Origin of the sequence: Bacillus clarus, assembly GCF_000746925.1 — a bacterium.
GTDB lineage: Bacteria > Bacillota > Bacilli > Bacillales > Bacillaceae_G > Bacillus_A > Bacillus_A clarus.
The window spans coordinates 25295-50696 of sequence record NZ_JMQC01000008.1 but is presented as its reverse complement, the minus strand read 5'-3'; the positions used below and the strand labels follow the sequence as shown (position 1 = coordinate 50696).

The window sequence follows — 25402 nt, the reverse complement described above, 5'->3', positions numbered from 1 at the left end:
ATCGATATAGATTATATTATTTGACATATCAATTATTGATATGTCAAATGTTTTTGTATTGGATGCAAAGGAGGGGTAATTTGACAAGTTCATGCTCAAAAGAAGCAATTATTTTATATAAATTACACTTTCTCAATAAAGAAGTAAGTTCGAAATTTGAAGGGTGTACGGGTATGAGTCAGTCTAGATTAGAGCTTATACTCCAGTTATATGAAGTAGATGAAATTAGTCAAAAAGCACTTCAGCAAGAAGTGAATATTGATAATGCCGCGATTACGAGGCATTTAAAGCAGCTGGAAGCAAACGGAATGATTGTAAGACGTAAAAATCCAGATGATAACAGAATTACATTAGTTTCTCTTACAGAAGAGGGGCGAAATAAAATTCAGGTGTTTCAAGAGGAAAAAGAACGTTTTTCAGCATCTGCATTTAAAGGATTAAGTGAAGAAGAACGCGACAATCTTTTAAATATGTTAAATCACATTCAAGAAAACATAAAAGAATTATAAAAAAGGGAGAATACAACTATGACTAACTTAGTAAAAACAAATGATTTTAACGAAATTTTAACAGGACGCCGTTCAATTCGTAAGTATGATACTTCAGTGAAAATTAGCAAAGAAGAAATGACAGAAATTCTTACAGAAGCAACACTTGCACCATCTTCAGTAAACATGCAACCATGGAGATTCCTAGTTATTGAAAGTGAAGAAGCAAAAGCAACACTTGCGCCACTTGCAAAATTTAATCAATCTCAAGTAGAAACATCTTCAGCGATGATCGCATTATTTGGTGACTTAAATAACTTTGATAATGCAGAAGAAATTTACGGTACAGCAGTAGAGCGTGGACTTATGCCAGCTGAAGTAAAAGAAGATCAAATGCAAAAACTTTCAGCTTACTTCTCAATGGTTACACCAGAAGTAATGAAAGATACTGTACTTATTGACGGTGGTCTTGTAGCAATGCAATTTATGTTAGCAGCTCGTGCTCACGGCTATGACACTTGCCCAATTGGTGGTTTTGAGAAAGATCAAATCGCTGAAGCTTTCGGATTAGATAAAGAGCGTCATGTACCAGTAATGTTAATTTCAATCGGAAAAGCAGCTGACAGTGGTTACCAATCAGTACGTCTTCCAATTGACAAAATTGCCCAGTGGAAGTAATGTTAAAAGGTCATAGAAATAAGTGGAATATGAGAGGGGAAACACCATGATTATTATTCACGCAATATTTCAAGTAGATCCAGCAAAACAACAATCATTTTTAGAAGAAATTCAGCCACTAATTCATGGTTCAAGAGAAGAAAGTGGAAATGTATCTTATGACCTATTTAAAGATACAGAAAAAGAAAGTGTTTATACGATGGTAGAAGTGTGGAAAGATGAAAAAGCAGTTGCGAGTCATAATACAAGTGAACACTTTACATCTTTCGTTAGTAAAGCATCACAGTTTTTAACTGCTCCGCTTGATATAAATGTTTTTAATGGAGAATTAGTAAAATAATACGGTTGAAAAAGATGACTTTAGCGTATCGCTAAAGTCATCTTTTTTATTTTGGTATGAATATATTTACTGTTAATTTAATGTGTTATAATTCGGGATTAATATTCTTAATTTTAAAAATATTAATCGATGTTGGGATAACTTCTTGATTTTTAACTAAAAGGTTGTGTTACGTTAATATTAAATAATTGGATTTATGTCATCAGACATATAAAAACTGTAGACAGAAATGAAAGTCTAAACTTTTTAAACGCGAGACAAGCAACTCTAAATTTTCGTTTATAACAATCAGCTGGAAAAATACGAGGATTATGAGTTATTATTCGCTAAAAAAGCTTGCCATTAATCAAAATGGCAAGCTTTCTTCAATTAGGAATATATAACAACTGCTTTTAGATGTTTGCTTCTTCTACTCATAAAAAGTTAAATGATTATTCTTTCCAAGGTGAATGTAAAACACAATCACAGAAGTTTTTACGTTTAAATCCAGGAAGAAGAAGTGAACATACATCAGCTTTAATGTTACCGAAAGTAGTTTCAGGTTTATGTGCAAATCCTTCAAGGAAAGCAGGAAGAATTTTTTGTTTGAAATTATCTCGAGGGAAAGCAGCTACAACTTGCTCGCGTAATTCCTCAGAAATTTCATCGTATCCATCGCCCATAACGTCATATCCTACGCCGGAATATATTAATGAAACTTGTGGCTCTTTATGTTCAGCAATACCAATCGTAGTGTGTAAAGCAATTGCATCCCAAACAAGTCTAATGGATTCATCATCCATACGATGTTGTTGAAGGAAGCTTCGTGCAGCATTTGCACCATCTACTTCAAAGCGTTTGTCTGGACTACTAAATTTTTTAGTAAGTCCTAGATCATGGAATAAAGCACTCACATATAATAATTCTTCATCAAATTTTAGACCAGCTTTTTTTCCTTGAAGTGCCCCAAATAAATACACGCGGTTTGAGTGATTCCAAAGTAAATCGTTACCATATTCACGAAGTATTTCTTGCGCCTCTACTGCTAGTTTACTATCTGGAATTACGATACCTGCTACTGTTTTATTCATATAAGTTAGCTCCTTTTCTAATTCACTGTTTTCGAAAATAATGTTTGGCTCATGAGCTTAACTTCATTATAGAAATAATCATTTATTTATCAATGTAATGATTTCTATGTAATTAATAGATTTTATCTATGATTTGTTATTCAGCATGTCTCCCTAAATGAATCTTTAACAATACATATTAATAGGTATATACGAGGTGATTATTATGAAATTGTTGTTAAGTACAGATTGATTCAAATTTAATGATAGATACCATCTATGATAATTATAGAAACGATAGAATTGATAAAGGGGTATGTCAGAGTTAGAATGAAGGTGCTTTACAAGACAACAAAAAACAATAACAAGTAACTTTGTTAGAAAAGGTTTCCGTAGGAGGCGAAATAAATAGTGTTTTGTAAAGTAGCCGTTAGTAAGCGTCCTATTGGTAAGTAGAGCGGAGGGATGCATATGGATGTTTTCCATTCTGGGGAACGTGCTGTACACAATATGCCCGGTGTACAAAAAATCGCGAATACTGCTAGTACAATGATTCAGCCAACAATGACAAAAAAATTATGGCGTTTCTAAATGGACAAAACTCATTCGTGATATCTTCTATGGATGAAAAGGGAAGAGTGTGGAGTTCATTTTTAGCAGGAAACGAAGGGATTATTCAAGCAGTCGAATGTGATGTAATCAAAATAAATATTGGTATAAATGAAGGTGATCCATTATTCACAAATATTCTTCACAATAAAGAAGTTGGAATCATTGTAATTGATTTTGTTTCTAGGATAAGAATTCGCATAAATGGTTCGGTTGTAACCAAATTGTCGGATGCAAGTTTTGAAGTTAAAACTGAACAAGTATTTGGGAACTGTCCTAAATACATTCAGGCGAGAAAATTCACTTATAACGAAACAGAAGTTGGCGGAAATAAGCAATTTAATAGGCATTATGTTTTAAATGAAAAACAGCAGGAATTGATTAGTCAAGCTGATACTTTCATTATTGCGAGTTCCAGTTCAGAAGGGAGAATGGACATTTCTCATCGAGGTGGAATGCCAGGATTTATTCACATTATAAACGAACAAACAATAGTATTTCCTGATTACTCAGGAAATATGCTATTCAATACGCTCGGAAATATCATTGAAAACCCTAATGTAAGGCTATTGTTCTTCTGGTGACACATTACAACTAACCGGGGAAGCAAGTATCATTTGGGATGTTGAAGATAGTATGATTTTCAAAATTTCCTGGAGCCCAGCGTTTAATCCAATTTCAATTAGTTGAAGCCATTTAAACAATGAATAGTAATGTAAATCAGTGGGCGTTCTTAACATATTCATCTTTTAATCCAAAATAGACAAGGCGGGAAAATTATATGCAAATTCAAGTTACTGTTACAGAAGCTGCTATGAAACAATTCGAAAAATTAGAGGCTAAATATCCAAATCGCCTTCGATTCCTTCAATATGAAATGGGAGGATGTGGGCTTCCATTAGACGGAGTATTGAGAGTTAAACTAATTAAATCAAGTATTGGCTATGAAGAAATGCAAACAAACTGGAAACCATTTTATATAAATAAAGCATCTTTAGCTTTTGTTGATAATCATTTAACAATAGATTTCTTTGAAGGATTTCAAATTAAAAGTTCTAGTCAAACTTACAGTCATAATATACCTTTAGAAGTTGAAGAATAAGTTTTACGATTAACAAATAAAGTGAACGGTCTATTTTCTATAATAGACTATATAATCTTTTCTTAAAGTATGTATGCCATAACATAAATAAGGAACGTAATTTTTCCTAGTAAATGTATTTAGGAGAAATTACGTTTTTTATGAATGAAGGAAAAGGAAATGATAAAGTGTATGCTAGTTTTTGTGAGGGCATTGAACTAATTAAGGAGATTATTTTTATATGGAATTAAGACAATTAGAGTATTTTATGACACTTTGTAAAGAACCACATTTTACACGGGCAGCAGATAAATTAGGTATTACACAACCTACATTAAGTCATCAAATTAAAGCTCTTGAGGATGAAATTGGTATGCCTTTATTTGACCGATTAGGAAAGAAAATAGCTATAACGGATGTTGGCTACATTTTGGCAAATGAATGTAATACGATTTTTAACGCATTACATAATGCAAAAGAACGAATAGGTGAATTGAAAGAGATAAAGGGAGGGAAAATCTCTATTGCTACTTTACCTGGAGAGCTAACAGATTTAGTCTCAACTTTATTATTGGACTTCCATAAAAATTACCCTGAAGTAGCGGTAAAGGTAATTAGTTCAGATGAAATCTTACCGTTAATCAATGAGAACCAAGTTAATTTTGCTGTAACAATCGTTTCTCCTGATTATGTGTTTGAAGATGACAAGATTGTAAAAATACCATTATATATAGAAGGATTATTTTTAGTAGTAGCAAAAAGCCATTCTTTAGTGGATGAAAAAGAAATCCAGTTCTCTGAATTGAACAAGTTACCATTAATTTTGTTCCCAGAAAGCCATGAATGTAGAAAGTTATTGAATTATACATGTGTTCCGCAGCAAGTTTCGTTGGAACCAATTATTGAGACATCTAGTATTGATTCGTTGTTCGATTTAGTAAGAAGTGAATTTGGGGTAACAATTGTATCTAAAACTTTATTAGATCTTTATGAAGAGAGTGATTTGTTAGCTATTCCGATTGTAAATCCAAATATTAGCCGGGAAGTCAGTCTTATTTTACGTAAAGATAAATTTATCGGATTTGGAACTAGAAACTTTATTGAATTGCTTACTAATGAAATTATAAAATTAGGTTTTCCTATGTCTGAGCAAAGCAAAAAACAAATTCATGCATTAATTAATGAATAATTACGTTTTAATTCACTACGGAAACATGATAGATGACATCAATAATTATGATAGAAAAAGCTACATTGCTCTATATTGCTACGGATTTATAATTTAATTAAAGCTTAAAATTTTTGAGCTTATAAAGGATTAAGAGAAATTAGTTAAAATGAAAGCAGGTAAAAAAATGTGTGGCTATGTAGGGTGTATGTATAATACTGTAAGAGATTATTCGGAATGTGAAATAAAACAATTTGAAAATATGACGAACCTTTTATATCATCGTGGTCCGGACGATGAAGGGTATTTTCGAGATGAGTATATACAATTTGGATTTAGAAGATTAAGCATTATTGATTTAGATGCAGGGCATCAACCGTTAACGTATGAAAATGAACGTTATGTGCTTATGTTTAACGGTGAAATTTATAATTATATAGAATTACGTGAAATGTTAAAGGAAAAGGGAGCGAGTTTTGCTACTCAATCAGATACGGAAGTTATTGTTGCGTTATATGCTCAAGTAAAAGAAGAGTGTGTAAATTACTTTCGTGGTATGTATACTTTTGTTATTTGGGATCGACAAGAGAAAAAGTTATTTGGTGCACGCGACCATTTCGGTATTAAACCACTTTATATTGCGGAGGAAGGGGATGCAATATACTTTGCATCTGAAAAGAAAAGCATTGTGCATGCAATACAAAATAAAGGGGTGAATCCAACATCTTTGCAACATTATTTTACATACCAATACGCACCTGAACCAGCTACGTTAACAACTGATATTCATAAAATTGAACCTGGTCATTATTTCGTGAAAGAAATTGGTAAAGAGATGGAGACGCATTGTTACTGGAAGGCGTCTTTTTATGTCTCAAGTACAACGAAAGAAGAGTACGTTCAAGCAATTCGCGACGTGTTATATGATTCGGTGAAAGTACATATGCGTAGTGATGTTCCAGTAGGAGCGTTCTTATCTGGTGGAATAGATTCATCTATTATTGCTTCCATTGCAAAAGAAATGAATCCGAATCTCTTAACATTCTCTGTCGGTTTTGAGCATCGTGGATTTAGTGAAGTAGATGTGGCGAAAGAAACTGCTGAGAAGCTAGGTTTGAAAAATTATAGTGTAACGGTAACACCGAAAGAATTGATGGATGAATTCCCTAAAATTATGTGGCATATGGATGATCCGTTAGCTGACCCAGCAGCAGTACCGTTGTACTTCGTTGCAAAAGAAGCACGTAAACATGTAACTGTCGTTCTTTCTAGTGAAGGTTCAGATGAGTTATTTGGCGGATACAATATTTATTGTGAACCAAACTCTTTAAAAATGTTTTCTTACATTCCAGCTACAGGGAAAAGAGTTTTAAAATCTTTAAGTGGAGCGCTCAAAGAAGGATTTAAAGGGAAAAGTTTTTTAGAACGTGGATGTACACCGATTGAAGAGCGTTACTATGGAAATGCGAAAATTTTCCGTGAAGAAGAGAAAATGGAATTCATGAAGTATTACAATGAAAATATAAAATATACGGACGTTACAAAACCATTGTATAACGAAAGTAAAGACTACGATGATGTAAGTAAAATGCAGTATATAGACATGCTTACTTGGTTACGCGGGGATATTTTATTAAAAGCGGATAAAATGTCTACAGCTCAATCGTTAGAATTACGAGTTCCGTTTTTAGATAAAGAAGTCTTTCGCGTTGCATCTAACATTCCAACAGAATTAAAAATTGCAAATGGAAATACGAAAGCAATATTACGTGAAGCAGTACGTGGAATCGTTCCAGATCATGTATTAGATCGTAAAAAACTAGGCTTTCCAGTTCCAATCCGTCACTGGTTAAAAGATGAAATGTATGATTGGGCCATTAACATTATTAAAGAAAGTAAAACAGAACATTTAATTGATAAAAATTACGTATTAAACTTATTAGAATCACATTGCGCAAACAAAGGTGATTATAGCCGTAAAATATGGACAGTATTAGCATTTATGGTATGGCATCAAGTTTATGTAGAACATAAATACGATACAAGTGTATTTCAAAGTGAAAGTAAATCTTATAGTTTCGTATAAAAATAAGGTAATAAAAAGGATGTCAGTTGCATGACATTCTTTTTATTTTACATCAAAGAAGCATGCTTTTTGTTCTGAAAATTATTATTTTTATAACTATTAAATATAATGAAGTGTATAGGGGAGAATACAGGGGAGTTATGAATAGAAAATACTTTAGTTTGTTAATTATTTCTCGTTTAACCAAAATAATAGATAGGTGATTGGGAGTGAAATTCATTGAAACAAAATCAATTTAGATGGAGCAATAAGCAATTAATACAAATATAAAAAGTATATGATTTTTAATTCGTACAGGAAGAAAGTAGGGGAGAAATAAATAAATTTACGCTCTTTCATACACTTAAAATAAAACTAAGAAAAGGCACTAATATAGTGTCTTTTCTTAGCTTATAATACTTATTTCTTTAACCAGAAAAACATCTCATTGGACAAATAATTAATTATGTGAAATAATAATAACAGATAAGGAGACGTTGCTTTTCCTTAAGTGCTTCGAATTAATTTTATTCAATAAGAGAAGGTGTGCTTAAAGAAGTTAAATTAAATAAGGAGCTGTTTTACTATATGCAACAAAATAATGATTTAAATTTTGAACCTCAAGACGTTAATATTGTCAATCCTAAACAAGCCAGGAAAGCGGTTGTTGCTACTGGTATTGGGAATGCAATGGAGTGGTTTGACTTTGGATTATACGCGTATTTAGCGGTAATTTTAAGTCAATTATTCTTCTCAGGTGTTGATAATAGTGGTCTGCAACTTGTACTTACATTTGGTACATTTGCAGCGGCCTTTCTAGTTCGACCAATCGGAGGTGTTTTCTTCGGTAGAATAGGAGATAAATATGGCCGAAAGATCGTTTTAAGTACAACTATTATTTTAATGGCACTGTCTACATTATTCATCGCATTACTACCAACCTATGAACAAATTGGTGTATGGGCACCAATACTACTTTTAGTTGCTCGAATGATTCAAGGCTTCTCTACAGGCGGCGAATATTCAGGAGCAATGGTTTATATCGCAGAATCTTCTCCAGATAAAAAGCGTGGTATACTCGGTAGTGGTCTTGAAATTGGGACACTCTCAGGTTACATTGCTGCTTCGGTAATTGTTACCATTTTGACGTTATTGTTAACAGATGAGCAAATGCTCAGCTGGGGATGGCGTATTCCTTTCTTAATTGCTGCACCAATTGGTTTGATCGGTTTATATTTACGACGTCATTTAGATGAATCTCCAATCTTTCAAGAGATGGAAAAAGCACAAGAGGAATTTGAAGACAATGAACAAATTTCGTTTAGTGACATATTGAAATATCACAAAAAAGACTTCTTATTAAGCACAGTAATTGTTGCCTTCTTTAATATTACTAACTATATGGTCCTTTCATATATTCCTTCTTATCTAACACAAATATTAAAAATCAAAGAAACAACTGGTTTAGTAATCATTTCAATTACGATGGTACTAATGATTCCACTGGCACTTTATTTTGGTAAATTAAGTGATAAAGTTGGTAATAAACGCGTAGTACAAATTGGTTTACTTGGTTTAACATTATGTTCAATTCCAGCATTTTTATTAATTGGTAACGGACATATTGCAGCTGTATTTGCGGGTATTTTCGTTTTAGGTTTCTTCCTTAGTGTGTATGAAGGGACATTGCCTTCGTTATTACCAGCACTCTTTTTCACTGATGTACGTTATCGAGCACTTTCTATCTCATTTAATATTTCTGTATCCATATTTGGTGGTACAACACCGCTTGTATGTTCATATTTAGTTCATGCTACCGGTAACCCTCTTGCACCAGCATTTTATTTAACAGGTGTAAGTGTAATTGGATTAGTTGTATTTCGTGTACTGTTTGTTACAACATCAGGACGTGCATTAAAAGGATCTTATCCTACCGTAGAATCGAAAAAAGAAGCACACCAAATCGCTAAAGAAGATCCTGAAGAAACACTTTGGTGGCATGGAGAATCTTTAGAAATTGAGGAAGGGAAAAAAGCATAACAAGTGAAAAGCAACGTAGATTTTTAAAACCAAAAGACTCCTATTTGAATAGGAGTCTTTTGGTTTATATATTATTACATATTTAAAGACACTGATAAGTCACCCTTACTCATTGTTTCTGTTGCTTTTTTCATTCTAATTAAAGGCTTGGTTAGAAATTTTGATAATAAAAACATAGTTATAACGGTAATGATAAAGGTAATACCTCCAACAAATATAAATTGGTACGTTAAGTGCTGAATGATTTGCTTAATGGAGTCAGTATCTAAAAACATATATACATATCCTTTAATGTCGTTATCGATTTGAATAGGGCTAATCGTACAAATATAATTAGATGTTTTCCAATGATCCTCTGCAACACTACCATTTTTATTAATATCAGGCATTTTTGTATAGAGATGTTTTCGCATGGCATCATCTACATCACTTGATTTTGCAAGTATCTCGCCAGTTTTAGAAGTAATGACAACCTTTATTTCAGCTTCAGATTCCATGAGAGCTACATGGAATATCGTTTGATTATCAAAGTATTTCTCTAATACATCACGGTGATTATTTCCTCTGGCAAGGAGAGATTTCACTTCTTCCTGAACTCTCGCATTAACTAAGCTGTAATACAATAAAAGAAACAATATACTTTCAATTAGAAAGGCACAAATAAAAAAATAAAATCCAAATTTAACTGAAATACGCTTCATTAGAACCTACAACCCTTGTTATTTGGTAAAATCAAAATCATATATCTTCCTCTTCATGTGCCCAGCGATATCCAATGCCATATATCGTCTTAAGGTGCTCGTTAATTGGAAATGATGCTTTTCTTAATTTTTCACGCAAGTTACGAATATGAGAATCCACAGTTCTATCCTCAGTTTCTGATACGTATCCCAAAATACGTTCAATGAGTTGTTCACGAGTAAATACGTAGTTTACATTATTTAAAAATAAACCAAGTAGTGAAAATTCAATGGGGGTTAATGAAAGTAGATCTAACTTACGTGGTTCATCATTCACTAATAGAATGTCTATCATAAAAGTCCTCCTTAAATAAATGAATACCTAAGCAAGAGATAGTTTACTAAAAAATATTGAGAAAATTGTGCAGGTTTTTTTATTTTGTCCATTTTGCATCTCCATAATTTCTCGATAATCGTCTTATAAAATAATCGTGAAAAAACAGAAGGAGGAATTTTTCATGAAGAGATTTGTATTAACAGCAGTTACAGTCTCCGCAATATCCTTAATTGCTGCATGTTCTGCGACCACAAATACAATCAGTGATCATAAAAATATGAATGATAAAAAAACAGCACAGACTGAAATGGCTACAAAACCATTAAAAGTTGTAAAAGGGTCAGACGTTACTTTAGTAGCGAAAGAAGAAAAGCAAAAGCTAAGTAACGGTGTTGTTGTTCCAATATGGACGTTTAATGGTTCATCTCCTGGGCCAGAAATTCGTGTGAAAAAAGGTGAAAAAGTTAAAGTTACATTAAAAAATGAATTAAATGCACCAGTATCTATTCATTGGCATGGATATCCCGTTCCGAACAATATGGATGGAATCCCAGGAGTTACGCAAGACGCAATTGAACCGGGAAAAAGTTTTACGTATGAATTTGAAGCTAACGTACCCGGAACATATTGGTATCATTCACACCAAAACTCTGTTAACCAATTAGATAGAGGATTGTATGGTGCACTTGTTGTAGAAGATACAAATGAAAAATACGATAAAGATTACACATTAATGTTAGATGAATGGGTAACAGATAAGAAAGAAATTGATAAACAAATCAAAGAAATGACAAAAGGGAAAACGGAAAAATCAGATGGCGACAAATCTGGTATGGATCATGGAAACATGAAAAAGAATGATGATGACATGAAGGGTATGGACCATTCAGGTATGGACATGGGAAGTAATAAGAAAGGTTCCGGCAACATGGAAGGTATGGATCATGGAAATATGAAGATGGATAAAGATTCTAACGGGATGCAAATGGAAGGTCATGATATGAGTATGTATGACTTATTCACAATCAATGGTAAAAGTGGAGATTTAGTAGAGCCGTTGAAAGTGAAAAAGGGAGATAAAGTTCGACTTCGATTGGTAAATGCTGGCTATTTATCACATGATATTCATGTTCACGGTCATGATATAAAAGTAATCGCAACAGATGGTCAGCCAATTAATGATCCAAAAGTTATCAAAGATCAAGTTATTCCAATTGCACCGGGTGAACGTTATGATGTTGAATTTACGGCGAATAATCCTGGCAAATGGTATGTTGAAGATCATGGTGAAGGAAAAGGTCTAAAAGGAATGAAAACCGTTATTGAGTATGAAGGCAGCAAAGAGATGAAAGATAAAGCAAATGAAAAGGAAAAACTTCCAAAATTAGATATGACACAATATGGTGCTAAGAAAGTAGGGGATTTCACATTAGATCAACAGTATAATGCCACATATACAATGGATTTGAATACAGAAATGAATGGTAATGAAATGGTATATACAATTAATGGGAAAATTTTTCCTGATATTGATCCTATTCCAGTGAAAAAGGGTGATTTAGTAAAAGTGAAATTGGTAAACCGTTCTAAAATGGATGATCACCCGATGCATTTACACGGTCACTTCTTCCAAGTATTAAGTAAGAACGGTAAACCAATAGAAGGTTCCCCAATTGTGAAGGATACGTTAAATTTAAAACCAGGCGAAGAATATGAGGTAGCATTTGTAGCAGACAATCCAGGTGAATGGATGTTCCACTGTCATGATTTACATCATGCTTCAGCGGGTATGGTAACAGAAGTAAAATATACGGATTATAAATCAGATTATATTCCAAATCCTAATATCCCTAATATGCCAGAGTAATGTTGAGTTCATATAACTTGCTATAAAATAATATAAAGCAGTTCATAGAGATAACTGCTTTATTGATTTGCTATATAAAAAATATATTTATTTAGGGCATAAAATGAAGGTTTTGGGGACCGGTCTATCACCTTCAAGCAAACAATGTAATTCCTCAAAGTACGAAAGTTTTATCTTTTTAAAGTTAACTATGGGATATCATGACAAAGTCCTATTGAGTTAAGGTGAATTTGTATATGTAACACGAAAAAAAGGTATTCCTTAGGTAGAAAATAGAAAGCCCTGTATGTCCTAAATGTGAGTTTTATAATATTTGATAAGAGTAACTCTTATTTAAGAATTCACATGCCATACCCTTATACGGTATGATAGAGGGGTGATTTACTTTGAAGAAAAAATACCGACAGATTAAAAATAATGGGCAAATTAATATATGGGCATGACAAGAAAAGGAATATATAATAATGAATCAAACTCTTTCAAAAAAAGAAACAATTATTTCATATAAATACATGTGTGATTGAAAGATTGAAGCAAGATGATCCAGAAATAATAAATGAGCTTTTAAAAACAATTTCTAAAATAACAAAATAAATTTTTAAACGCCTATTGATTACCGTAGGGGGGTATGGTAATATTGATGTATAATCAAAATCTTAACTACTCCAAGGAGGAATTATAATGGAAAACGTAACATTACAAGTTGAAGGTATGTCTTGTGGTCACTGTGTAAACTCTATCGAAGGGAATGTTGGAGCTTTAAATGGTGTTGAAAATGTAAAGGTTCATTTAGATAAAGGGAGTGTAGAAGTAAAATTTGATTCTTCGGTCGTTACGCTGAAAGATATTTTAGCTGTAATTGAAGATCAAGGGTACGAAGTTCAATAATAGATTATTATATATAATGGGAATCGTACTATAATGGTACGATTTCTTTCGACGAAAAATATACCCCTATCGGGTATAGGATAGAGGTGAATGAAATGAATGGACAAAAAGAGACCACTCTCCAAATATCAGGAATGACATGTGCAGCTTGTGCAAACAGAATTGAAAAAGGGCTAAAAAAAATTGAGGGTGTAGAAGATGCAAATGTTAATTTCGCGCTTGAAAAAACACAAATCAAATATGATCCAGATAAAACGGACATAAAGGAATTTAAAGAAAAAGTCCAATCTTTAGGGTATAGCATTGTAAGTGATAAAGTTGAATTTGATATTACGGGAATGACGTGTGCAGCCTGTGCAAACAAAATTGAAAAACGTTTAAATAAGTTAAATGGGGTTGAAAAAGCAACCGTTAACTTTGCGCTAGAAACAGTTCTTGTAGAATACAACGCTAATCAAGTTTCTATTCCTGATATGAAAGAGGCAATCAAAAAACTTGGCTACGCACTGGAACAAAAGCAAGAAAAAATGAGAGAACAAGTAGACCATCGTCAAAAAGAAATTGAAAAACAACAAGGAAAATTTATTTTCTCTCTCATCTTATCAATCCCACTGTTATGGGCAATGGTGAGTCATTTTGAATTTACACGTTTTATTTGGTTGCCAGATATGTTTATGAATCCGTGGGTGCAATTAGCTCTCGCAACACCAGTTCAATTTATAGTTGGGAAACAATTTTACGTCGGAGCTTTTAAAGCATTAAGAAATAAGAGTGCAAATATGGATGTACTTGTTGCACTAGGTACATCAGCTGCTTATTTCTATAGTCTTTATTTAAGCTTTATGTCAATTGGTTCAAATGCTCATATGGTAGACCTATATTACGAAACAAGTGCAGTTCTTATTACATTAATTATATTAGGTAAACTGTTTGAAGCTAAGGCAAAAGGACGTTCATCTGAAGCAATCAAGAAATTGATGGGATTGCAGGCGAAAAATGCAACAGTCGTTCGTGATGGAAAAGAGTTGGTAATTCCAATTGGAGAAGTTTTGAAAGAGGACATTGTTTACGTAAAACCAGGTGAAAAAGTACCAGTTGACGGTGAAATTGTTGAAGGAAGATCAGCACTTGATGAATCCATGCTAACTGGTGAAAGTATTCCAGTTGATAAAACAGTTGGAGACACTGTTATTGGTTCAACGATTAACAAAAATGGCTTCTTAAAAATAAAAGCAACAAAAGTTGGAAAAGATACAGCGTTAGCTCAAATTATTAAGGTCGTTGAAGAAGCACAAGGCTCAAAAGCACCAATTCAACGTTTAGCTGATGTTATCTCAGGTATATTTGTCCCGATTGTCGTTGGGATAGCTATAGTAACTTTCCTTATTTGGTATTTTGCTGTTAGTCCAGGAGAGTTTGCAGTTGCTCTTGAAAAATTTATTGCTGTTTTAGTTATCGCTTGTCCTTGTGCACTTGGTCTTGCAACGCCAACTTCTATTATGGCTGGATCAGGTCGTGCAGCAGAATTCGGTATTTTATTTAAAGGTGGAGAGCACCTTGAAACGACACATCGATTAGATACAATTATTCTTGATAAAACAGGTACGGTTACAAAAGGTAAGCCAACTTTAACAGATGTTATTTTAGCAGAAGGTATCGATAAAACTGAGTTTCTACAACTGGTTGGTGCCGCCGAGAAAAACTCAGAACACCCACTTGCCGAAGCGATCGTCGAAGGTATTAAAGAAAAAGGGATTGCGCTAGGATCTTCCGATACTTTCGAAGCAATTCCTGGTTTTGGAATACAATCAACAGTTAACGGTAAAGAGTTATTAATTGGTACACGTAGACTGATGGCGAAAAATAACATCAATGTTCAAACTGAATTATTGAAAATGGAGAATTTAGAAAAGCAGGGTAAAACAGCTATGCTAGTTGCCATCGATCATCACTATGCAGGTATTGTAGCAGTAGCAGATACAGTGAAGGATACATCAAAAGAAGCGATTGCTCGATTACAAAAGATGGGCTTAGATGTGGTTATGATAACAGGAGATAATAGCCAAACAGCGAAGGCTATTGCTGATCAAGTTGGCATTAAGCATGTTATCGCTGAAGTTTTACCAGAAGGGAAAGCGGAAGAAGTGAAAAAGCTTCAACAAACTGGTAAAAAAGTAGCCATGGTAGGGGATGGAATCAACGATGCTCCTGCATTAGCGACAGCTGATATCGGTATGGCGATTGGCACAGGTACGGATGTAGCAATGGAAGCAGCAGATATTACCCTTATTCGAGGCGATTTAAATAGTATTGCAGATGCTATTTATATGAGTAAAATGACGATTAGAAATATTAAACAAAACCTTTTCTGGGCCCTTGCGTATAACTGTATAGGTGTTCCAATAGCAGCAGCAGGTTTCTTAGCTCCATGGTTAGCCGGTGCAGTGATGGCGTTTAGTTCTGTATCAGTTGTTCTTAACGCATTAAGACTACAGAGAATTCAGTTGAAATCTTAATAATAGGAAGGAGGGAGTACGTATGAAACGTAGCATAATGATTTGGGCAATTTCGGGTATTGTATATCTTGGAGTAGTTATTGGAGGATACAGTGTATATGCAAGCGTCAATCCAAAAACTGCAGAAAATACTAATCATGTAGTCAACAATCAGAAGGAAGAAAAAGGAGATAAACAACATAACGCACATGCAGGCCACGAAACAAATGGGAATAGCGAGGTTACACCAAAAGTGTCATATGCTAATGGAGAAATTACAATTGAATTAAAAGACAAAAATAATAATGTTCCTGAACTGGAAGTTTCCCATAAAAAGCTTATGCATTTAATTGTGGTTAGCTCAGACTTAAAAGAATATCATCATTTACATCCGGAAAAAAAGAACAATGGGGTATATTCACAGAAGTTCAATTTACCTGACAATTTTTATAAAGTATTCGTTGATATAAAACCGAAAGATCTAAATTATTCAGTAGAGCCTATTCAGTTACATGTTGGTGAAACTCATAAGGAACAACGTGAAAACGATTTAGTTGTAGATACGGATTTTACAAAGACAATAAATAATCAAACGGTTGAATTAACAACTAGAGAATTTGAAGTAAACAAAGAAATCAAGCTTAATTTCGATGTGAAAAATGCGAAACTAGAACCATATCTAGGTGCTTTAGGACATGTGGTTATTCTAGATGAAAATGGTGAAAAGTTTATCCATGTGCACCCGGTTTCGAATGATAAAACAGTGTTTGAAACAAAATTTAACAAGCCAGGTGTATATAAACTTTGGGCGGAGTTTAAGTTTGGAGAACAAGTAAATGCCTATCCATATGTTATAGAAGTTAAATAAGAAACGAAAAGCCACGCAAGTTTTCTGCATGGCTTTTCATATTATGTTTAGAGCTAGAAACATAATTTATAAGACAAGAAAAGTAACATAACCAATTTGTATTTAGTGTACTATTTGTTACAACATCAGGCCGTGCATTAAAAGGATCTTATCCTACCGTAGAATCGAAAAAAGAAGCACACCAAATCGCTAAAGAAGACCCGGAAGAAATACTTTGGTGGCATGAAGAATCTTTAGAGATTGAAGCAGGAAAAAAAGCATAATTTGTGAAAAGCAACGTAGATTATTAAAAACGAAAAGACTCCTATTTTGCAGTGACCCCTGTCAAGTAGACAGTATTTAAAAAGCGCAACTAAGCAACCTGAGTTCTATATTTATATGGACTCAGGTTATTTAATTTCTTTTGAAATCTTTGATGATTATAAAAATGTATATATTTGCGCACGGCAAGTTTAACCTCATTCACTTTACGGAAGGAATATAAATGAAAACACTCTGCCTTAAAGTGACTGAAGAAGTTTTCCATACAAGCATTATCCCAACAGTTGCCTCTTCGAGACATACTTGCCTTCATCCGATATTTTTTAAGTAATTGATTATATTGACGAGATGTATACTGGGACCCTTGATCACTATGTAGGAGGATTCCCTTCACATTTCGTTTTTTCTTTGCCTTTTTAAGTGTATCTAACACAAGCTTTAAGTCGTTTCTACGACTAGTTTCATAGGCAACAATCTCATTATTATATAAATCCTTAATAGCGGATAAGTACAAGCGCTGTCCATTGAAAATCAAGTAGGTAATATCCGTTACCCATTTCTCATTCGGTCTTGAAGCATGAAAGTCTCTATTTAGATGATTATCTGAAATCACATAAGCCTCTTTTTTTCCGTAATAAGGTCTCTTCTTCCTAATTATGGATTTGATACCTAATTCACTCATCAATCTCTGGATACGCTTATGATTTAAATGAAGGTTATAGGTGGCTTTCAGCCACACTTGTATTCTTCTATATCCATAAATCCCTCTTAGTTTTTTATGACACTCCAATATCTTTTTCTTGAATGCAGTGTCCGCTAATTGCTTTTTAGAAGGCACTGTGTGTCGCTTTATCCATTTGTAATAGCCACTTCTGGTTACACCAGCAATGGCACATAATAGAGTAACCGTATATCCTGTTTTTAACATCTCATATATAACTTCAAACTTTCTCGTTTTGGATATAGCTGACATGCCTCCTTTTACATTCCTAAGAGCTTTTTTAACATCTCATTCTCCGCTTCTAATCGTTTAATCTTAGTTTCTGGATCTTCGGGTGTCGTTCTTGGTCTACCTAAACCTGGCCCTTTCGCTTTCCCACGTTTTTCTTCTAGTCCTTTGATACCTTCAGCTTCAAAATGTTTCACCCAACGACTTACAACTGAGTGATGAATGCCTAATTCTTTCGCAACAGTTTTATAGCTCATGCCTTCTTTTAAGTATAAATCTATAGCTTTTTTCTTAAATTCTACATCGTAAGTGACTCTAATTTTGCCCATAAAAAAATCCCCTCCATAGTAAACAGGTTAATGTGCTTTCTTTTTCCTGTCTACTATAAGGGGATCATATCATTTGAATAGGAGTCTTTTCGTTTTTATATTATTACATATTCTGTGTGCATTATATCTTAAAGTGATTCATTTTTTTCTCTTCTTCAAACCTTTCTGATACGTATAAAGCTTATTAACCTCTTCCTTAAATTCATGCAGAAGTATAGTATCCTCACTATTTGAATAACGTACTACATTGTAGGCATTTATGATGAGATGACTCTGAATATTTATATCTTCTTCACGATTTATTCTTTCTAGCCATGCCTCAACAGTTTCTCCTCGTTTTCGATTTAAAGGAGGAGATAGTTTACTCTCCAGTTTGAAAATCTCTTTTCGAATTTCGTTATTTGGTGGTTTGATTCGTTTGAAACGCTTTTGGTTTATTCCTTCTTTATCAGTTAATATGGTAGATTCGAAAACAGGTATATTGGGCAGACTCAAATGTTTTCGTTTTTTTAATATTTTCCAAACAACGTAAATAGCGATAGCGGTACAAACAATTATTGTAATACTATTTACGAGGGTTGGATCAAAAGGAGGTGGTTCCTGATCGTCTCCAACTCGAGGCTTTAATAGATGCCCCTTACTTGCCCAAACACCATCTGTATCTTTTAATTCAGCTGCTGTAAACAACGGATTTAAGGCATACCCAAAGCCTAATGCGATAACTTGTGTAATATAAGAGAGTATAATTCGAATGTAAGGAAATATTGGAATCATTAAAGCGCTTATAACCCCAATTGTAATGATAGAAATAAAACGTAATAGTTGTTGATTTCGATTCGAACCAGTAAGCCAAAAAGTAATTATAATGTGTAAAGATAATAGTAACAATTTCCATAATGGAGGAAATGGTGAATAAAATATAGCACAAAAGACAAACCAAACTATACCGCCTAACGATTCCTGCACAGGATACCCAGGTCCGAGCATGTGTACGATAAAGAAGAAGAGTGGTAATATGATGGTGCCTAAAATAGAAAAAGATAGAAATAAAGAACAACCGATAATTTGAAGAACGAACAGTAGAAGAAATCCTACTGTTTTTTTCTTCATAAATTTATGAACGATAAATACTCCTACATAGCCGGTCGCTAAAAATATAGCAATACCTACTATTTCATCTCTTTCCGTTAATAACGAAAGGAGGAGGAGGAGAATAAAGTCATTAACGTGATAGAGCCAAGTTTTCAACTGATTCCACCATCCCTTCATTATTAATGTGAAACGTAGGTTGCGTTAGAAGAGGGAGCTCATTCTTCTGAATACCAAGGTAAATCATTGTAGACGATCGTTCTCTTCTCCTCGTTACATAATGAAGAAATCCTTGTTTCGGAAGTAATGTGCTATCATCTGAAATACGTGCTAATTCCTCTAGCGCCTTAGCATAATGTAGTTGTCCTTCGTGTAATGGTAAATGCAGAGGACCACCTTCTATTAAAACGCTAATAAATAATTCGAACGGAATTTGCTGTTTCGTTGCGAACAGACAAATATATGTTGTAAACGATATAAGCTCTTCAACATTATCCTTCCATCCAAACCCGCGATCAGCGGCTAAAGAAAGACAAATGGTCCAACTATAATTTTTCACAGGTTCATATTGTTTCGCTTGTAAGCTTTGCATTTTAGCAGATGCTTTCCAATGAATAGAACGAAAAGATTCACGTTCATATTGTTTTACACCAATAATGGATGTTTCATCTTGATAGAAAGAAAAATTCGTTCTATAAGAACCTGTTAATAACTGCTGGATTTCTTGCAAACCCGCTACTTGTTTTGGAGACGGATATACAATAATTTCTGCCTTTAATTTATCGAAAACAGGTAAATGTACGGATAGTAGATGAAAAGGGTCTTTCAAAACACATTCGAATTGTTCAATTTGAAAGATACCTCGTTTTGTCGCTTTTAATGTCAAATCCCATTTTTGTGATGAATGAGCAGGCTGTGAAAATGGAAAAGAAAGTAATGTTTTTGATATTTGTTCAATCCCTTGATCTTTATGCGGTAGTAGGGAAGGATTTAAATGAAAGTAACATACGCCATTCACAAGAGGTATGTTTGCACCGTTTTTTAAATGAATATAAAATTGCCCAGATTCATCTGGAAAAAGCCGAGTGGTTTGCTTATTATTGATAACTTGAAACCGTTTCTCGATATAAGCTACATATTTATAAATAAAAATTGCAAATAAATAATAGAAGAAAAAGAGAAACATAAGAAGTCGTTGCGGTAGAACAAATGTAAATAGTAACGCAACTGGAATCGTTAATTGAATAATATGGATTTGAAAAAATAAAGGTACAGTTACAACGCGCTGTCCATTCATGCTTGCTCAATCTCCACTGGTACATCAATTTCGTTTAAGATTTTTTCCATTATTTCATGTTTTGTTGTGCGTAAAGCACCTTCCATCGATAAGACGATACGATGTTTCCAAACGTAAGGGAGTAAAAATTGTATATCTCCAGGTGTGCAATAGTCTCTATCATGTAAAAAGGCAAGTGCTTGAATTGCGCGCACTAAAGCTAATGTAGCACGAGGGCTTACACCATTAACAATATAATCATGATCTCGGGTAGCATTCGCAAGCTTAATAATGTAATGTTCTAACGGTTCTGATACGAATATTTCTTTTACTTTTTTCTGTGTTTCTATAATGTCTTCTAAAGATATAACTGGGGTAATCTTTTCTAGTGGTGCATTTTTGCGAAAACGGCGCATCATTTTTAATTCGTCTTCAGGAGAAGGATAACCAATTGAAATTGTCATTAAAAAACGATCTAACTGCGCATCAGGAAGTGGGAAAGTTCCTTGTGATTCAATTGGATTTTGCGTCGCAATAACAAAGAATGGTTTAGGAAGAAGAGTGGACTTTTTTTCAAGCGTCACTTGTCGTTCTTCCATCGCTTCTAACAAACTAGATTGTGTTCTAGGCATCGCACGATTAATTTCGTCTGCTAGTAATATGTTTGTCATAATTGGTCCAAGCCTTAATTCGAATTCGCTTGTTTTTGGGTTGAAATATTCGATTCCTGTCACATCACTCGGGAGTACATCAGGCGTAAATTGAATACGAGAAAAACTACCACCAATGCTCCTGGAAATTGTTTTCGCCAGTAATGTTTTTCCGGTACCAGGTACGTCTTCAAGTAGTATGTGACCGTCTGCAAGTAGTGAAACGAGGAGTAAATCAATTACATTCTCCTTACCGACAAAGACAGACCCTATATTTTCTTTTAGTTTATTTATCATATGTATCATTCCTTTCATAATAAAAATGGATATTTCTATATTTTAACAAATCATTCGGAAAATCGGTATAATTTTCGAATTCAAAGAAAGCGATATTCCCGTTCGTATTTTCTCTTGCATATTTTGGAGTATATTTATATAATATCGATATACGATGTATCGTAAGACGATATATCATAAAGCGATGTATCGGAGGTAGTTATAATGAATGGGAAAGCACAAAAATATATTCCATTAACAGAGGCGACATATTACATACTGTTGTCATTAGTGAAACCTATGCACGGTTATGGAATTATGCAAATGGTAGAAGAGATGACAAATGGAGAAGTAAGGCTCGGTCCTGGTACTTTATACGGGAATACGACGAAGTTATTAAAAGAGAAGTTAATTGTTGAAGTTGCATCTACAGATAGAAAGAAATGCTATGAGTTAACGCCATTTGGAAGAGAAGTGTTGGAACTGGAGTATAACCGATTGCAGCGATCTGTGCAGAATGGGAGCAGTATTTTAGGGGAGGGAATGTAGATTGGAAATAAAAAAGGTATTTAAATTTTTTGCGGCATGGAGTTTAGAAAAAGAAGAAGCATACTTACGCAAAATGCATCAACAAGGTTGGGCATTACAAAAATATAATGTGATGTATACGTTTAAGAAAACAGAACCTAAGGATGTAATATATAAGGCTGATTTTAAATTAGATGATCGTAACTCACAAATGGATCATAAAGAATATCTTGAAATATATGAAATGTCTGGATGGAAATATGTAACGAGTTTTGCAAAATGGAACTATTTTTGTAAAGAAGTAGATGATAATAATGAATTGCCGGACATTTACTCTGAAAAAGAGACAAGGATACAAAAATTAACGCACTTATTACAGTTCTTTGTGTTCATGTTAGTAGCAATTTTACCATCAATGTATAATGTATTTTTAAGTTCAACAGAATCAAGAGTACCTATTTGGGCGAAAATTATGATGGGGCTTGTTGGATGTTTGTATGCATATACGTTCATTAAACTCACATGGAAAATTAAGAAGTTGAAACAAGAAATTTTATAAATAAAAAAGTTGCTTGAAACACAAGCAACTTTTCTCATGAGAAAGATTGATTTTGAGCAGGTTTTATAAATTGTTCAGGATTTTCAACAAGTCCGCATACTGCACATTGGACGCGGTATGTCGGTCCTTGATAAGCCATATGAAAAGCGTTCATCGTTTCGTTCGTATATTCTTCTTCCACTTGGCCAGTTTGCGGATTTAATTTTACTGGTTTTACTTGTTGCTCAAGAATATTAAAGCGAGTTCGGTTCGTTTTACAACTTGGACAAAGCATTGGTTCCATATGTATACACCTCCATTTGTAGCATTTCTTAAACAGTATAAATTTATGCAAAAAGCATATATGTCCATTTAGAAAAAACTTTCTCAACATAAATAGGTGTTTATCGTATTTAAAATTCAGAAAAAATAAAATATAATAAATGTATGAACTGGTTATGTCCAAACCAAATCTCCTGTTTTATGCCAATATGCTGGAGGCCGAGAAATCGGCCTCATTTTTTTTGTTTAGGATGAAGTTTTAAAGGAACAAGGGTTTTTTAAAACTTTTGTCGAATTTTTAGGATGAATGTAAAGGGGGAATTATTATGAACTTAAAAATGAAATACATTATTTTGTATGTGGAAAAGTTTGAAGAATGCCTTCAATTTTATAAAGAAATTTTAAAGCTGCCAATAAGAGCTGAACACGGTACATATATCGAATTTGAAACAGGATCTACAATTTTAGCAATGAATACGAGAGAAGACGTTAAGGAGCTAACAGGATTGCCACTTACAGAAGGTGTGTTACAGTCTTCTCATTTTGAATTAGGGTTTGTTGTAGAGGATGTAAAAGAAACAATTGAGAAATTGAAAGAACAAGGGGTTAAAGTTCTAGTTGAACCACTCGTAAAACCGTGGGGACAAACAATTGCTTACATTTCCGATCCAGACGGTAATTATATTGAAATTTGTAGTTCATTAGAATAGAGGGAGAATAAGAGGATGGGGTTTCCAAAGTTAGAAACAGAACGTTTACTATTAAGAGAACTTACGCTTTTAGATGCAGAAACAATGTTCCGTTATTTTTCGAAGGAATCTGTTATTCGTTATTTCGGAATGGACTCTTTCGAAAATATTGAGCAAGCGAAAACGACAATTCAAACGTTCAGAAAACGTTATGAAGAGGGCGGTGTGTTTCGCTGGGGGATAGAGAAGAAAGGCACTGATCAATTAATCGGTACGTGTGGATTTCATTTAATAAATTCTCATCATAAACGAGCTGAAATTGGCTATGAGCTAGATGATACATATTGGGGGCAAGGGTATGCATCTGAGGCACTACAAGCAATTCTTACATATGGTTTTGAAACGTTAGATTTTATCAGACTGGCTGCTGTCGTATATGTAGAAAATGAAGCTTCCTGTAATTTATTAAAAAAAGCAGGGTTTCAGGAAGAAGGATTACTTCGAAAATATATGATTCAAAATGATGTCGCTCATGATACAGTCTTATATTCATTATTAAAAGAAGATTGGAAAAAGTAATGAGCACAAGTGAAATAATGAAAGTTATTAAGGAACATAAAGATGAGCGATTTATATTAGGTATAGATGGTCTAAGTCGTTCGGGTAAAACAACTTTGGTTAAAGAGTTGGAAGAAGATATGAAGCAAAGTGGAATCCCGTTTCATATATTCCATATTGATGATCATATTACCGAGCGTAACAAGCGATATAATACTGGATTTGCAGAATGGTATGAGTATTACAATCTACAGTGGGATATTGATTGGTTACAGCGTAATTTTTTTCGGAAATTACAGGGAGAGAATCAATTGCATCTTCTCTTTTATAAGGATGAAACAGATTCGCATCAAATGAGAGAAATAACAATTCCTAATCTTTCTATTATCGTTATTGAAGGGGTTTTCCTTCAGCGAAAAGAATGGAGAGATTACTTTCATTATATGGTGTATTTGGATTGTTCGAGAGAGAAAAGGTTTCTTCGAGAAAGTGAAGATACACAAAAGAACCTTTCAAAGTTTGAAAATCGATATTGGAAAGCAGAAGAGTACTATTTGGAGATGGAATTGCCAAAGCAGAGGGCGGATTTAGTGATTGAAGGGTGAGAGATATTGATAGTATAAACAATTTCTGAATTTGCGTAAGAATTGGTTTTTAGGTGCAATGGGTTTATATTTTATAGTTTAAAAAGGGTGATTAGATTGAACATATTATGGGACTTTGATGGGACATTATTTGATACTTATCCAGTATATACAACAATCTTTTCTGAGATTTTAGGAGATGCAGTGGATAAAAAAGAAATCTATGAAAAGTTAAAGATTTCTTATTCTCACGCAATTCATTACTACAACATTTCATGTGAACAGGAGAAGAGATAAAAATATTGAAGAAGAAATTATCTCCAAAAGATATGAAACCTTTTGAAAATGTTGAAGAAGTCTTGAGATTTGCAGATAAAAACGTGATTATGACTCATAAACATAGGGATGGGGTTTTATCCATATTAGAGCATTATGGCTGGGACAAATATTTCGTCGACATGGTTACAATTGACGACGGATTCCCTCGAAAACCGAATCCTTTAGCGTATGATCATTTACATAAAAAGCATAATATTGATTTAGCGATTGGAGATAGAGAGTTAGATTTATTACCTGCAAAAGAACTAGGAATCTCAACATGCATGTTTCAAGGTGAGAGTGATGTAGCAGATTATTCTTTACCGCATTACTCCGATTTTTTTAAGGTGATGAACAATGGAAATAGAGAGCTTTCTTTATAAACTAAGCCCCTACTTGTTTCGCTTAAAAAGTAGGGGCTT

24 protein-coding genes and 4 pseudogenes are annotated in these 25402 nt (G+C 33.7%); 19 read left to right on the top strand and 9 right to left on the bottom strand.

Annotated features, from left to right (window positions below; translation table 11 throughout):
* Positions 1 to 80: 80 nt before the first annotated feature.
* From DJ93_RS00980 to DJ93_RS00970, 3 genes are read left to right on the top strand one after another with little or no spacing between them, the layout of a single operon-like run.
* The gene (locus DJ93_RS00980; RefSeq protein WP_042978784.1) at positions 81 to 509 is read left to right on the top strand and encodes a MarR family winged helix-turn-helix transcriptional regulator; all 429 of its coding nucleotides are present in this window, start codon (positions 81 to 83) and stop codon (positions 507 to 509) included.
* 18 nt (positions 510 to 527) lie between these two features.
* Positions 528 to 1166 carry a nitroreductase family protein gene (locus DJ93_RS00975; protein ID WP_042978783.1) on the top strand — a complete coding sequence of 213 codons (639 nt, stop codon included), beginning with the start codon at positions 528 to 530 and terminating at the stop codon, positions 1164 to 1166.
* Positions 1167 to 1212: 46 nt separating this feature from the next.
* On the top strand, positions 1213 to 1506 hold the full coding sequence (locus tag DJ93_RS00970) for a putative quinol monooxygenase (protein ID WP_042978782.1): 294 nt from the start codon (positions 1213 to 1215) through the stop codon (positions 1504 to 1506).
* A 431-nt stretch (positions 1507 to 1937) separates the two neighbouring features.
* On the opposite strand, the gene DJ93_RS00965 is transcribed toward DJ93_RS00970, so the two are convergent.
* A complete protein-coding gene (locus DJ93_RS00965) occupies positions 1938 to 2576 on the bottom strand; it encodes an HD domain-containing protein (RefSeq protein WP_042978781.1) in 639 nt (212 codons plus the stop codon).
* A 557-nt stretch (positions 2577 to 3133) separates the two neighbouring features.
* Here DJ93_RS00965 and DJ93_RS00960 point away from each other — a divergent pair.
* The 5 genes from DJ93_RS00960 to DJ93_RS00940 all read left to right on the top strand — a co-directional run bounded on the left by DJ93_RS00960 (position 3134) and on the right by DJ93_RS00940 (position 9518).
* Entirely contained in the window at positions 3134 to 3748 is a 615-nt protein-coding gene (locus DJ93_RS00960; RefSeq protein ID WP_241484239.1) for a pyridoxamine 5'-phosphate oxidase family protein, read from the top strand.
* A gap of 197 nt (positions 3749 to 3945) precedes the next feature.
* Positions 3946 to 4266, top strand: coding sequence for an iron-sulfur cluster biosynthesis family protein (locus DJ93_RS00955; RefSeq protein WP_042978780.1), 321 nt, complete (start codon positions 3946 to 3948; stop codon positions 4264 to 4266).
* A 220-nt stretch (positions 4267 to 4486) separates the two neighbouring features.
* On the top strand, positions 4487 to 5434 hold the full coding sequence (locus tag DJ93_RS00950; RefSeq protein WP_042978779.1) for a LysR family transcriptional regulator: 948 nt from the start codon (positions 4487 to 4489) through the stop codon (positions 5432 to 5434).
* 166 nt (positions 5435 to 5600) lie between these two features.
* On the top strand, positions 5601 to 7499 hold the full coding sequence (gene asnB / locus DJ93_RS00945; RefSeq protein ID WP_042984086.1) for an asparagine synthase (glutamine-hydrolyzing): 1899 nt from the start codon (positions 5601 to 5603) through the stop codon (positions 7497 to 7499).
* A 567-nt stretch (positions 7500 to 8066) separates the two neighbouring features.
* Positions 8067 to 9518, top strand: a complete 1452-nt coding sequence (locus tag DJ93_RS00940; RefSeq protein ID WP_042978778.1) for an MFS transporter — start codon at positions 8067 to 8069, stop codon at positions 9516 to 9518.
* An 83-nt stretch (positions 9519 to 9601) separates the two neighbouring features.
* Here the strand turns inward: DJ93_RS00940 and DJ93_RS00935 are convergent.
* Together DJ93_RS00935 and DJ93_RS00930 are read right to left on the bottom strand one after the other, a co-directional pair.
* A pseudogene (locus DJ93_RS00935) lies at positions 9602 to 10219 on the bottom strand (HAMP domain-containing protein); the annotation flags it as partial.
* 37 nt (positions 10220 to 10256) lie between these two features.
* Positions 10257 to 10505 (bottom strand): annotated as a pseudogene (locus DJ93_RS00930) (winged helix-turn-helix domain-containing protein); the annotation flags it as partial.
* Between the two features lie 211 nt (positions 10506 to 10716).
* On the opposite strand from DJ93_RS00930, the gene DJ93_RS00925 reads away from it, so the two are divergent.
* From DJ93_RS00925 to DJ93_RS29800, 5 genes and pseudogenes are all read left to right on the top strand, one after another.
* Positions 10717 to 12402, top strand: a complete 1686-nt coding sequence (locus tag DJ93_RS00925) for a multicopper oxidase family protein (protein ID WP_042978777.1) — start codon at positions 10717 to 10719, stop codon at positions 12400 to 12402.
* Between the two features lie 681 nt (positions 12403 to 13083).
* Positions 13084 to 13290 carry a copper chaperone CopZ gene (gene copZ, locus DJ93_RS00920; protein ID WP_042978776.1) on the top strand — a complete coding sequence of 69 codons (207 nt, stop codon included), beginning with the start codon at positions 13084 to 13086 and terminating at the stop codon, positions 13288 to 13290.
* Positions 13291 to 13385: 95 nt separating this feature from the next.
* Entirely contained in the window at positions 13386 to 15806 is a 2421-nt protein-coding gene (locus tag DJ93_RS00915; protein WP_042978775.1) for a heavy metal translocating P-type ATPase, read from the top strand.
* 22 nt (positions 15807 to 15828) lie between these two features.
* Positions 15829 to 16653 carry a hypothetical protein gene (locus DJ93_RS00910; RefSeq protein WP_042978774.1) on the top strand — a complete coding sequence of 275 codons (825 nt, stop codon included), beginning with the start codon at positions 15829 to 15831 and terminating at the stop codon, positions 16651 to 16653.
* Between the two features lie 98 nt (positions 16654 to 16751).
* A pseudogene (locus DJ93_RS29800) lies at positions 16752 to 16916 on the top strand (MFS transporter); the annotation flags it as partial.
* An 89-nt stretch (positions 16917 to 17005) separates the two neighbouring features.
* Here DJ93_RS29800 and DJ93_RS00905 read toward each other — a convergent pair.
* The 5 genes from DJ93_RS00905 to DJ93_RS00885 form a co-directional block, all read right to left on the bottom strand.
* Positions 17006 to 17887: an IS3 family transposase gene (locus DJ93_RS00905; RefSeq protein ID WP_042978773.1), complete on the bottom strand. Its 882-nt coding sequence runs from the start codon at positions 17885 to 17887 to the stop codon at positions 17006 to 17008.
* A gap of 8 nt (positions 17888 to 17895) precedes the next feature.
* Complete coding sequence (locus DJ93_RS00900) at positions 17896 to 18192, bottom strand: transposase (protein ID WP_042978772.1); 297 nt, start codon at positions 18190 to 18192, stop codon at positions 17896 to 17898.
* A gap of 138 nt (positions 18193 to 18330) precedes the next feature.
* Positions 18331 to 19440 (bottom strand): DUF4018 domain-containing protein, encoded by a 1110-nt coding sequence (locus tag DJ93_RS00895; protein WP_042978771.1) that lies wholly within the window; start codon positions 19438 to 19440, stop codon positions 18331 to 18333.
* Positions 19415 to 20578: a DUF58 domain-containing protein gene (locus tag DJ93_RS00890; protein ID WP_042978770.1), complete on the bottom strand. Its 1164-nt coding sequence runs from the start codon at positions 20576 to 20578 to the stop codon at positions 19415 to 19417. The genes DJ93_RS00895 and DJ93_RS00890 overlap by 26 nt, the downstream gene beginning before the upstream one ends.
* Positions 20575 to 21504: an AAA family ATPase gene (locus tag DJ93_RS00885; protein ID WP_042978769.1), complete on the bottom strand. Its 930-nt coding sequence runs from the start codon at positions 21502 to 21504 to the stop codon at positions 20575 to 20577. Before DJ93_RS00885 ends, DJ93_RS00890 begins: the two co-directional genes overlap by 4 nt.
* Positions 21505 to 21708: 204 nt before the next feature.
* Between DJ93_RS00885 and DJ93_RS00880 the strand changes: the two genes are divergently transcribed.
* Positions 21709 to 22032, top strand: coding sequence for a PadR family transcriptional regulator (locus tag DJ93_RS00880; protein WP_042978768.1), 324 nt, complete (start codon positions 21709 to 21711; stop codon positions 22030 to 22032).
* A gap of 1 nt (position 22033) precedes the next feature.
* Positions 22034 to 22570 (top strand): DUF2812 domain-containing protein, encoded by a 537-nt coding sequence (locus DJ93_RS00875; RefSeq protein WP_042978767.1) that lies wholly within the window; start codon positions 22034 to 22036, stop codon positions 22568 to 22570.
* A 34-nt stretch (positions 22571 to 22604) separates the two neighbouring features.
* Here DJ93_RS00875 and DJ93_RS00870 read toward each other — a convergent pair whose 3' ends face one another.
* Positions 22605 to 22853, bottom strand: a complete 249-nt coding sequence (locus tag DJ93_RS00870) for a hypothetical protein (protein WP_000433610.1) — start codon at positions 22851 to 22853, stop codon at positions 22605 to 22607.
* Between the two features lie 304 nt (positions 22854 to 23157).
* Between DJ93_RS00870 and DJ93_RS00865 the strand changes: the two genes are divergently transcribed.
* The 4 genes and pseudogenes from DJ93_RS00865 (at position 23158) to DJ93_RS00850 (ending at position 25363) form a co-directional block, all read left to right on the top strand.
* Positions 23158 to 23541 carry a VOC family protein gene (locus DJ93_RS00865; RefSeq protein ID WP_042978766.1) on the top strand — a complete coding sequence of 128 codons (384 nt, stop codon included), beginning with the start codon at positions 23158 to 23160 and terminating at the stop codon, positions 23539 to 23541.
* A gap of 15 nt (positions 23542 to 23556) precedes the next feature.
* A complete protein-coding gene (locus DJ93_RS00860) occupies positions 23557 to 24099 on the top strand; it encodes a GNAT family N-acetyltransferase (protein WP_042978765.1) in 543 nt (180 codons plus the stop codon).
* Positions 24099 to 24683 carry a kinase gene (locus tag DJ93_RS00855; RefSeq protein WP_042978764.1) on the top strand — a complete coding sequence of 195 codons (585 nt, stop codon included), beginning with the start codon at positions 24099 to 24101 and terminating at the stop codon, positions 24681 to 24683. The genes DJ93_RS00860 and DJ93_RS00855 overlap by 1 nt, the downstream gene beginning before the upstream one ends.
* Positions 24684 to 24779: 96 nt before the next feature.
* Positions 24780 to 25363: pseudogene (locus DJ93_RS00850) on the top strand (HAD-IA family hydrolase).
* Positions 25364 to 25402: the final 39 nt, after the last annotated feature.

What these genes read in the sequence shown, in the direction of transcription:
- DJ93_RS00975 (WP_042978783.1), top strand. Translation starts at nt 528, where the DNA reads ATGACTAACTTAGTAAAAACAAATGATTTTAACGAAATTTTAACAGGA.
- DJ93_RS00970 (WP_042978782.1), top strand. Translation starts at nt 1,213, where the DNA reads ATGATTATTATTCACGCAATATTTCAAGTAGATCCAGCAAAACAACAA.
- DJ93_RS00965 (WP_042978781.1), bottom strand. Translation starts at nt 2,576, where the DNA reads ATGAATAAAACAGTAGCAGGTATCGTAATTCCAGATAGTAAACTAGCA.
- DJ93_RS00960 (WP_241484239.1), top strand. Translation starts at nt 3,134, where the DNA reads ATGGCGTTTCTAAATGGACAAAACTCATTCGTGATATCTTCTATGGAT.
- DJ93_RS00955 (WP_042978780.1), top strand. Translation starts at nt 3,946, where the DNA reads ATGCAAATTCAAGTTACTGTTACAGAAGCTGCTATGAAACAATTCGAA.
- DJ93_RS00950 (WP_042978779.1), top strand. Translation starts at nt 4,487, where the DNA reads ATGGAATTAAGACAATTAGAGTATTTTATGACACTTTGTAAAGAACCA.
- asnB (WP_042984086.1), top strand. Translation starts at nt 5,601, where the DNA reads ATGTGTGGCTATGTAGGGTGTATGTATAATACTGTAAGAGATTATTCG.
- DJ93_RS00940 (WP_042978778.1), top strand. Translation starts at nt 8,067, where the DNA reads ATGCAACAAAATAATGATTTAAATTTTGAACCTCAAGACGTTAATATT.
- DJ93_RS00925 (WP_042978777.1), top strand. Translation starts at nt 10,717, where the DNA reads ATGAAGAGATTTGTATTAACAGCAGTTACAGTCTCCGCAATATCCTTA.
- copZ (WP_042978776.1), top strand. Translation starts at nt 13,084, where the DNA reads ATGGAAAACGTAACATTACAAGTTGAAGGTATGTCTTGTGGTCACTGT.
- DJ93_RS00915 (WP_042978775.1), top strand. Translation starts at nt 13,386, where the DNA reads ATGAATGGACAAAAAGAGACCACTCTCCAAATATCAGGAATGACATGT.
- DJ93_RS00910 (WP_042978774.1), top strand. Translation starts at nt 15,829, where the DNA reads ATGAAACGTAGCATAATGATTTGGGCAATTTCGGGTATTGTATATCTT.
- DJ93_RS00905 (WP_042978773.1), bottom strand. Translation starts at nt 17,887, where the DNA reads ATGTCAGCTATATCCAAAACGAGAAAGTTTGAAGTTATATATGAGATG.
- DJ93_RS00900 (WP_042978772.1), bottom strand. Translation starts at nt 18,192, where the DNA reads ATGGGCAAAATTAGAGTCACTTACGATGTAGAATTTAAGAAAAAAGCT.
- DJ93_RS00890 (WP_042978770.1), bottom strand. Translation starts at nt 20,578, where the DNA reads ATGAATGGACAGCGCGTTGTAACTGTACCTTTATTTTTTCAAATCCAT.
- DJ93_RS00885 (WP_042978769.1), bottom strand. Translation starts at nt 21,504, where the DNA reads ATGATAAATAAACTAAAAGAAAATATAGGGTCTGTCTTTGTCGGTAAG.
- DJ93_RS00880 (WP_042978768.1), top strand. Translation starts at nt 21,709, where the DNA reads ATGAATGGGAAAGCACAAAAATATATTCCATTAACAGAGGCGACATAT.
- DJ93_RS00870 (WP_000433610.1), bottom strand. Translation starts at nt 22,853, where the DNA reads ATGGAACCAATGCTTTGTCCAAGTTGTAAAACGAACCGAACTCGCTTT.
- DJ93_RS00865 (WP_042978766.1), top strand. Translation starts at nt 23,158, where the DNA reads ATGAACTTAAAAATGAAATACATTATTTTGTATGTGGAAAAGTTTGAA.
- DJ93_RS00860 (WP_042978765.1), top strand. Translation starts at nt 23,557, where the DNA reads ATGGGGTTTCCAAAGTTAGAAACAGAACGTTTACTATTAAGAGAACTT.
- DJ93_RS00855 (WP_042978764.1), top strand. Translation starts at nt 24,099, where the DNA reads ATGAGCACAAGTGAAATAATGAAAGTTATTAAGGAACATAAAGATGAG.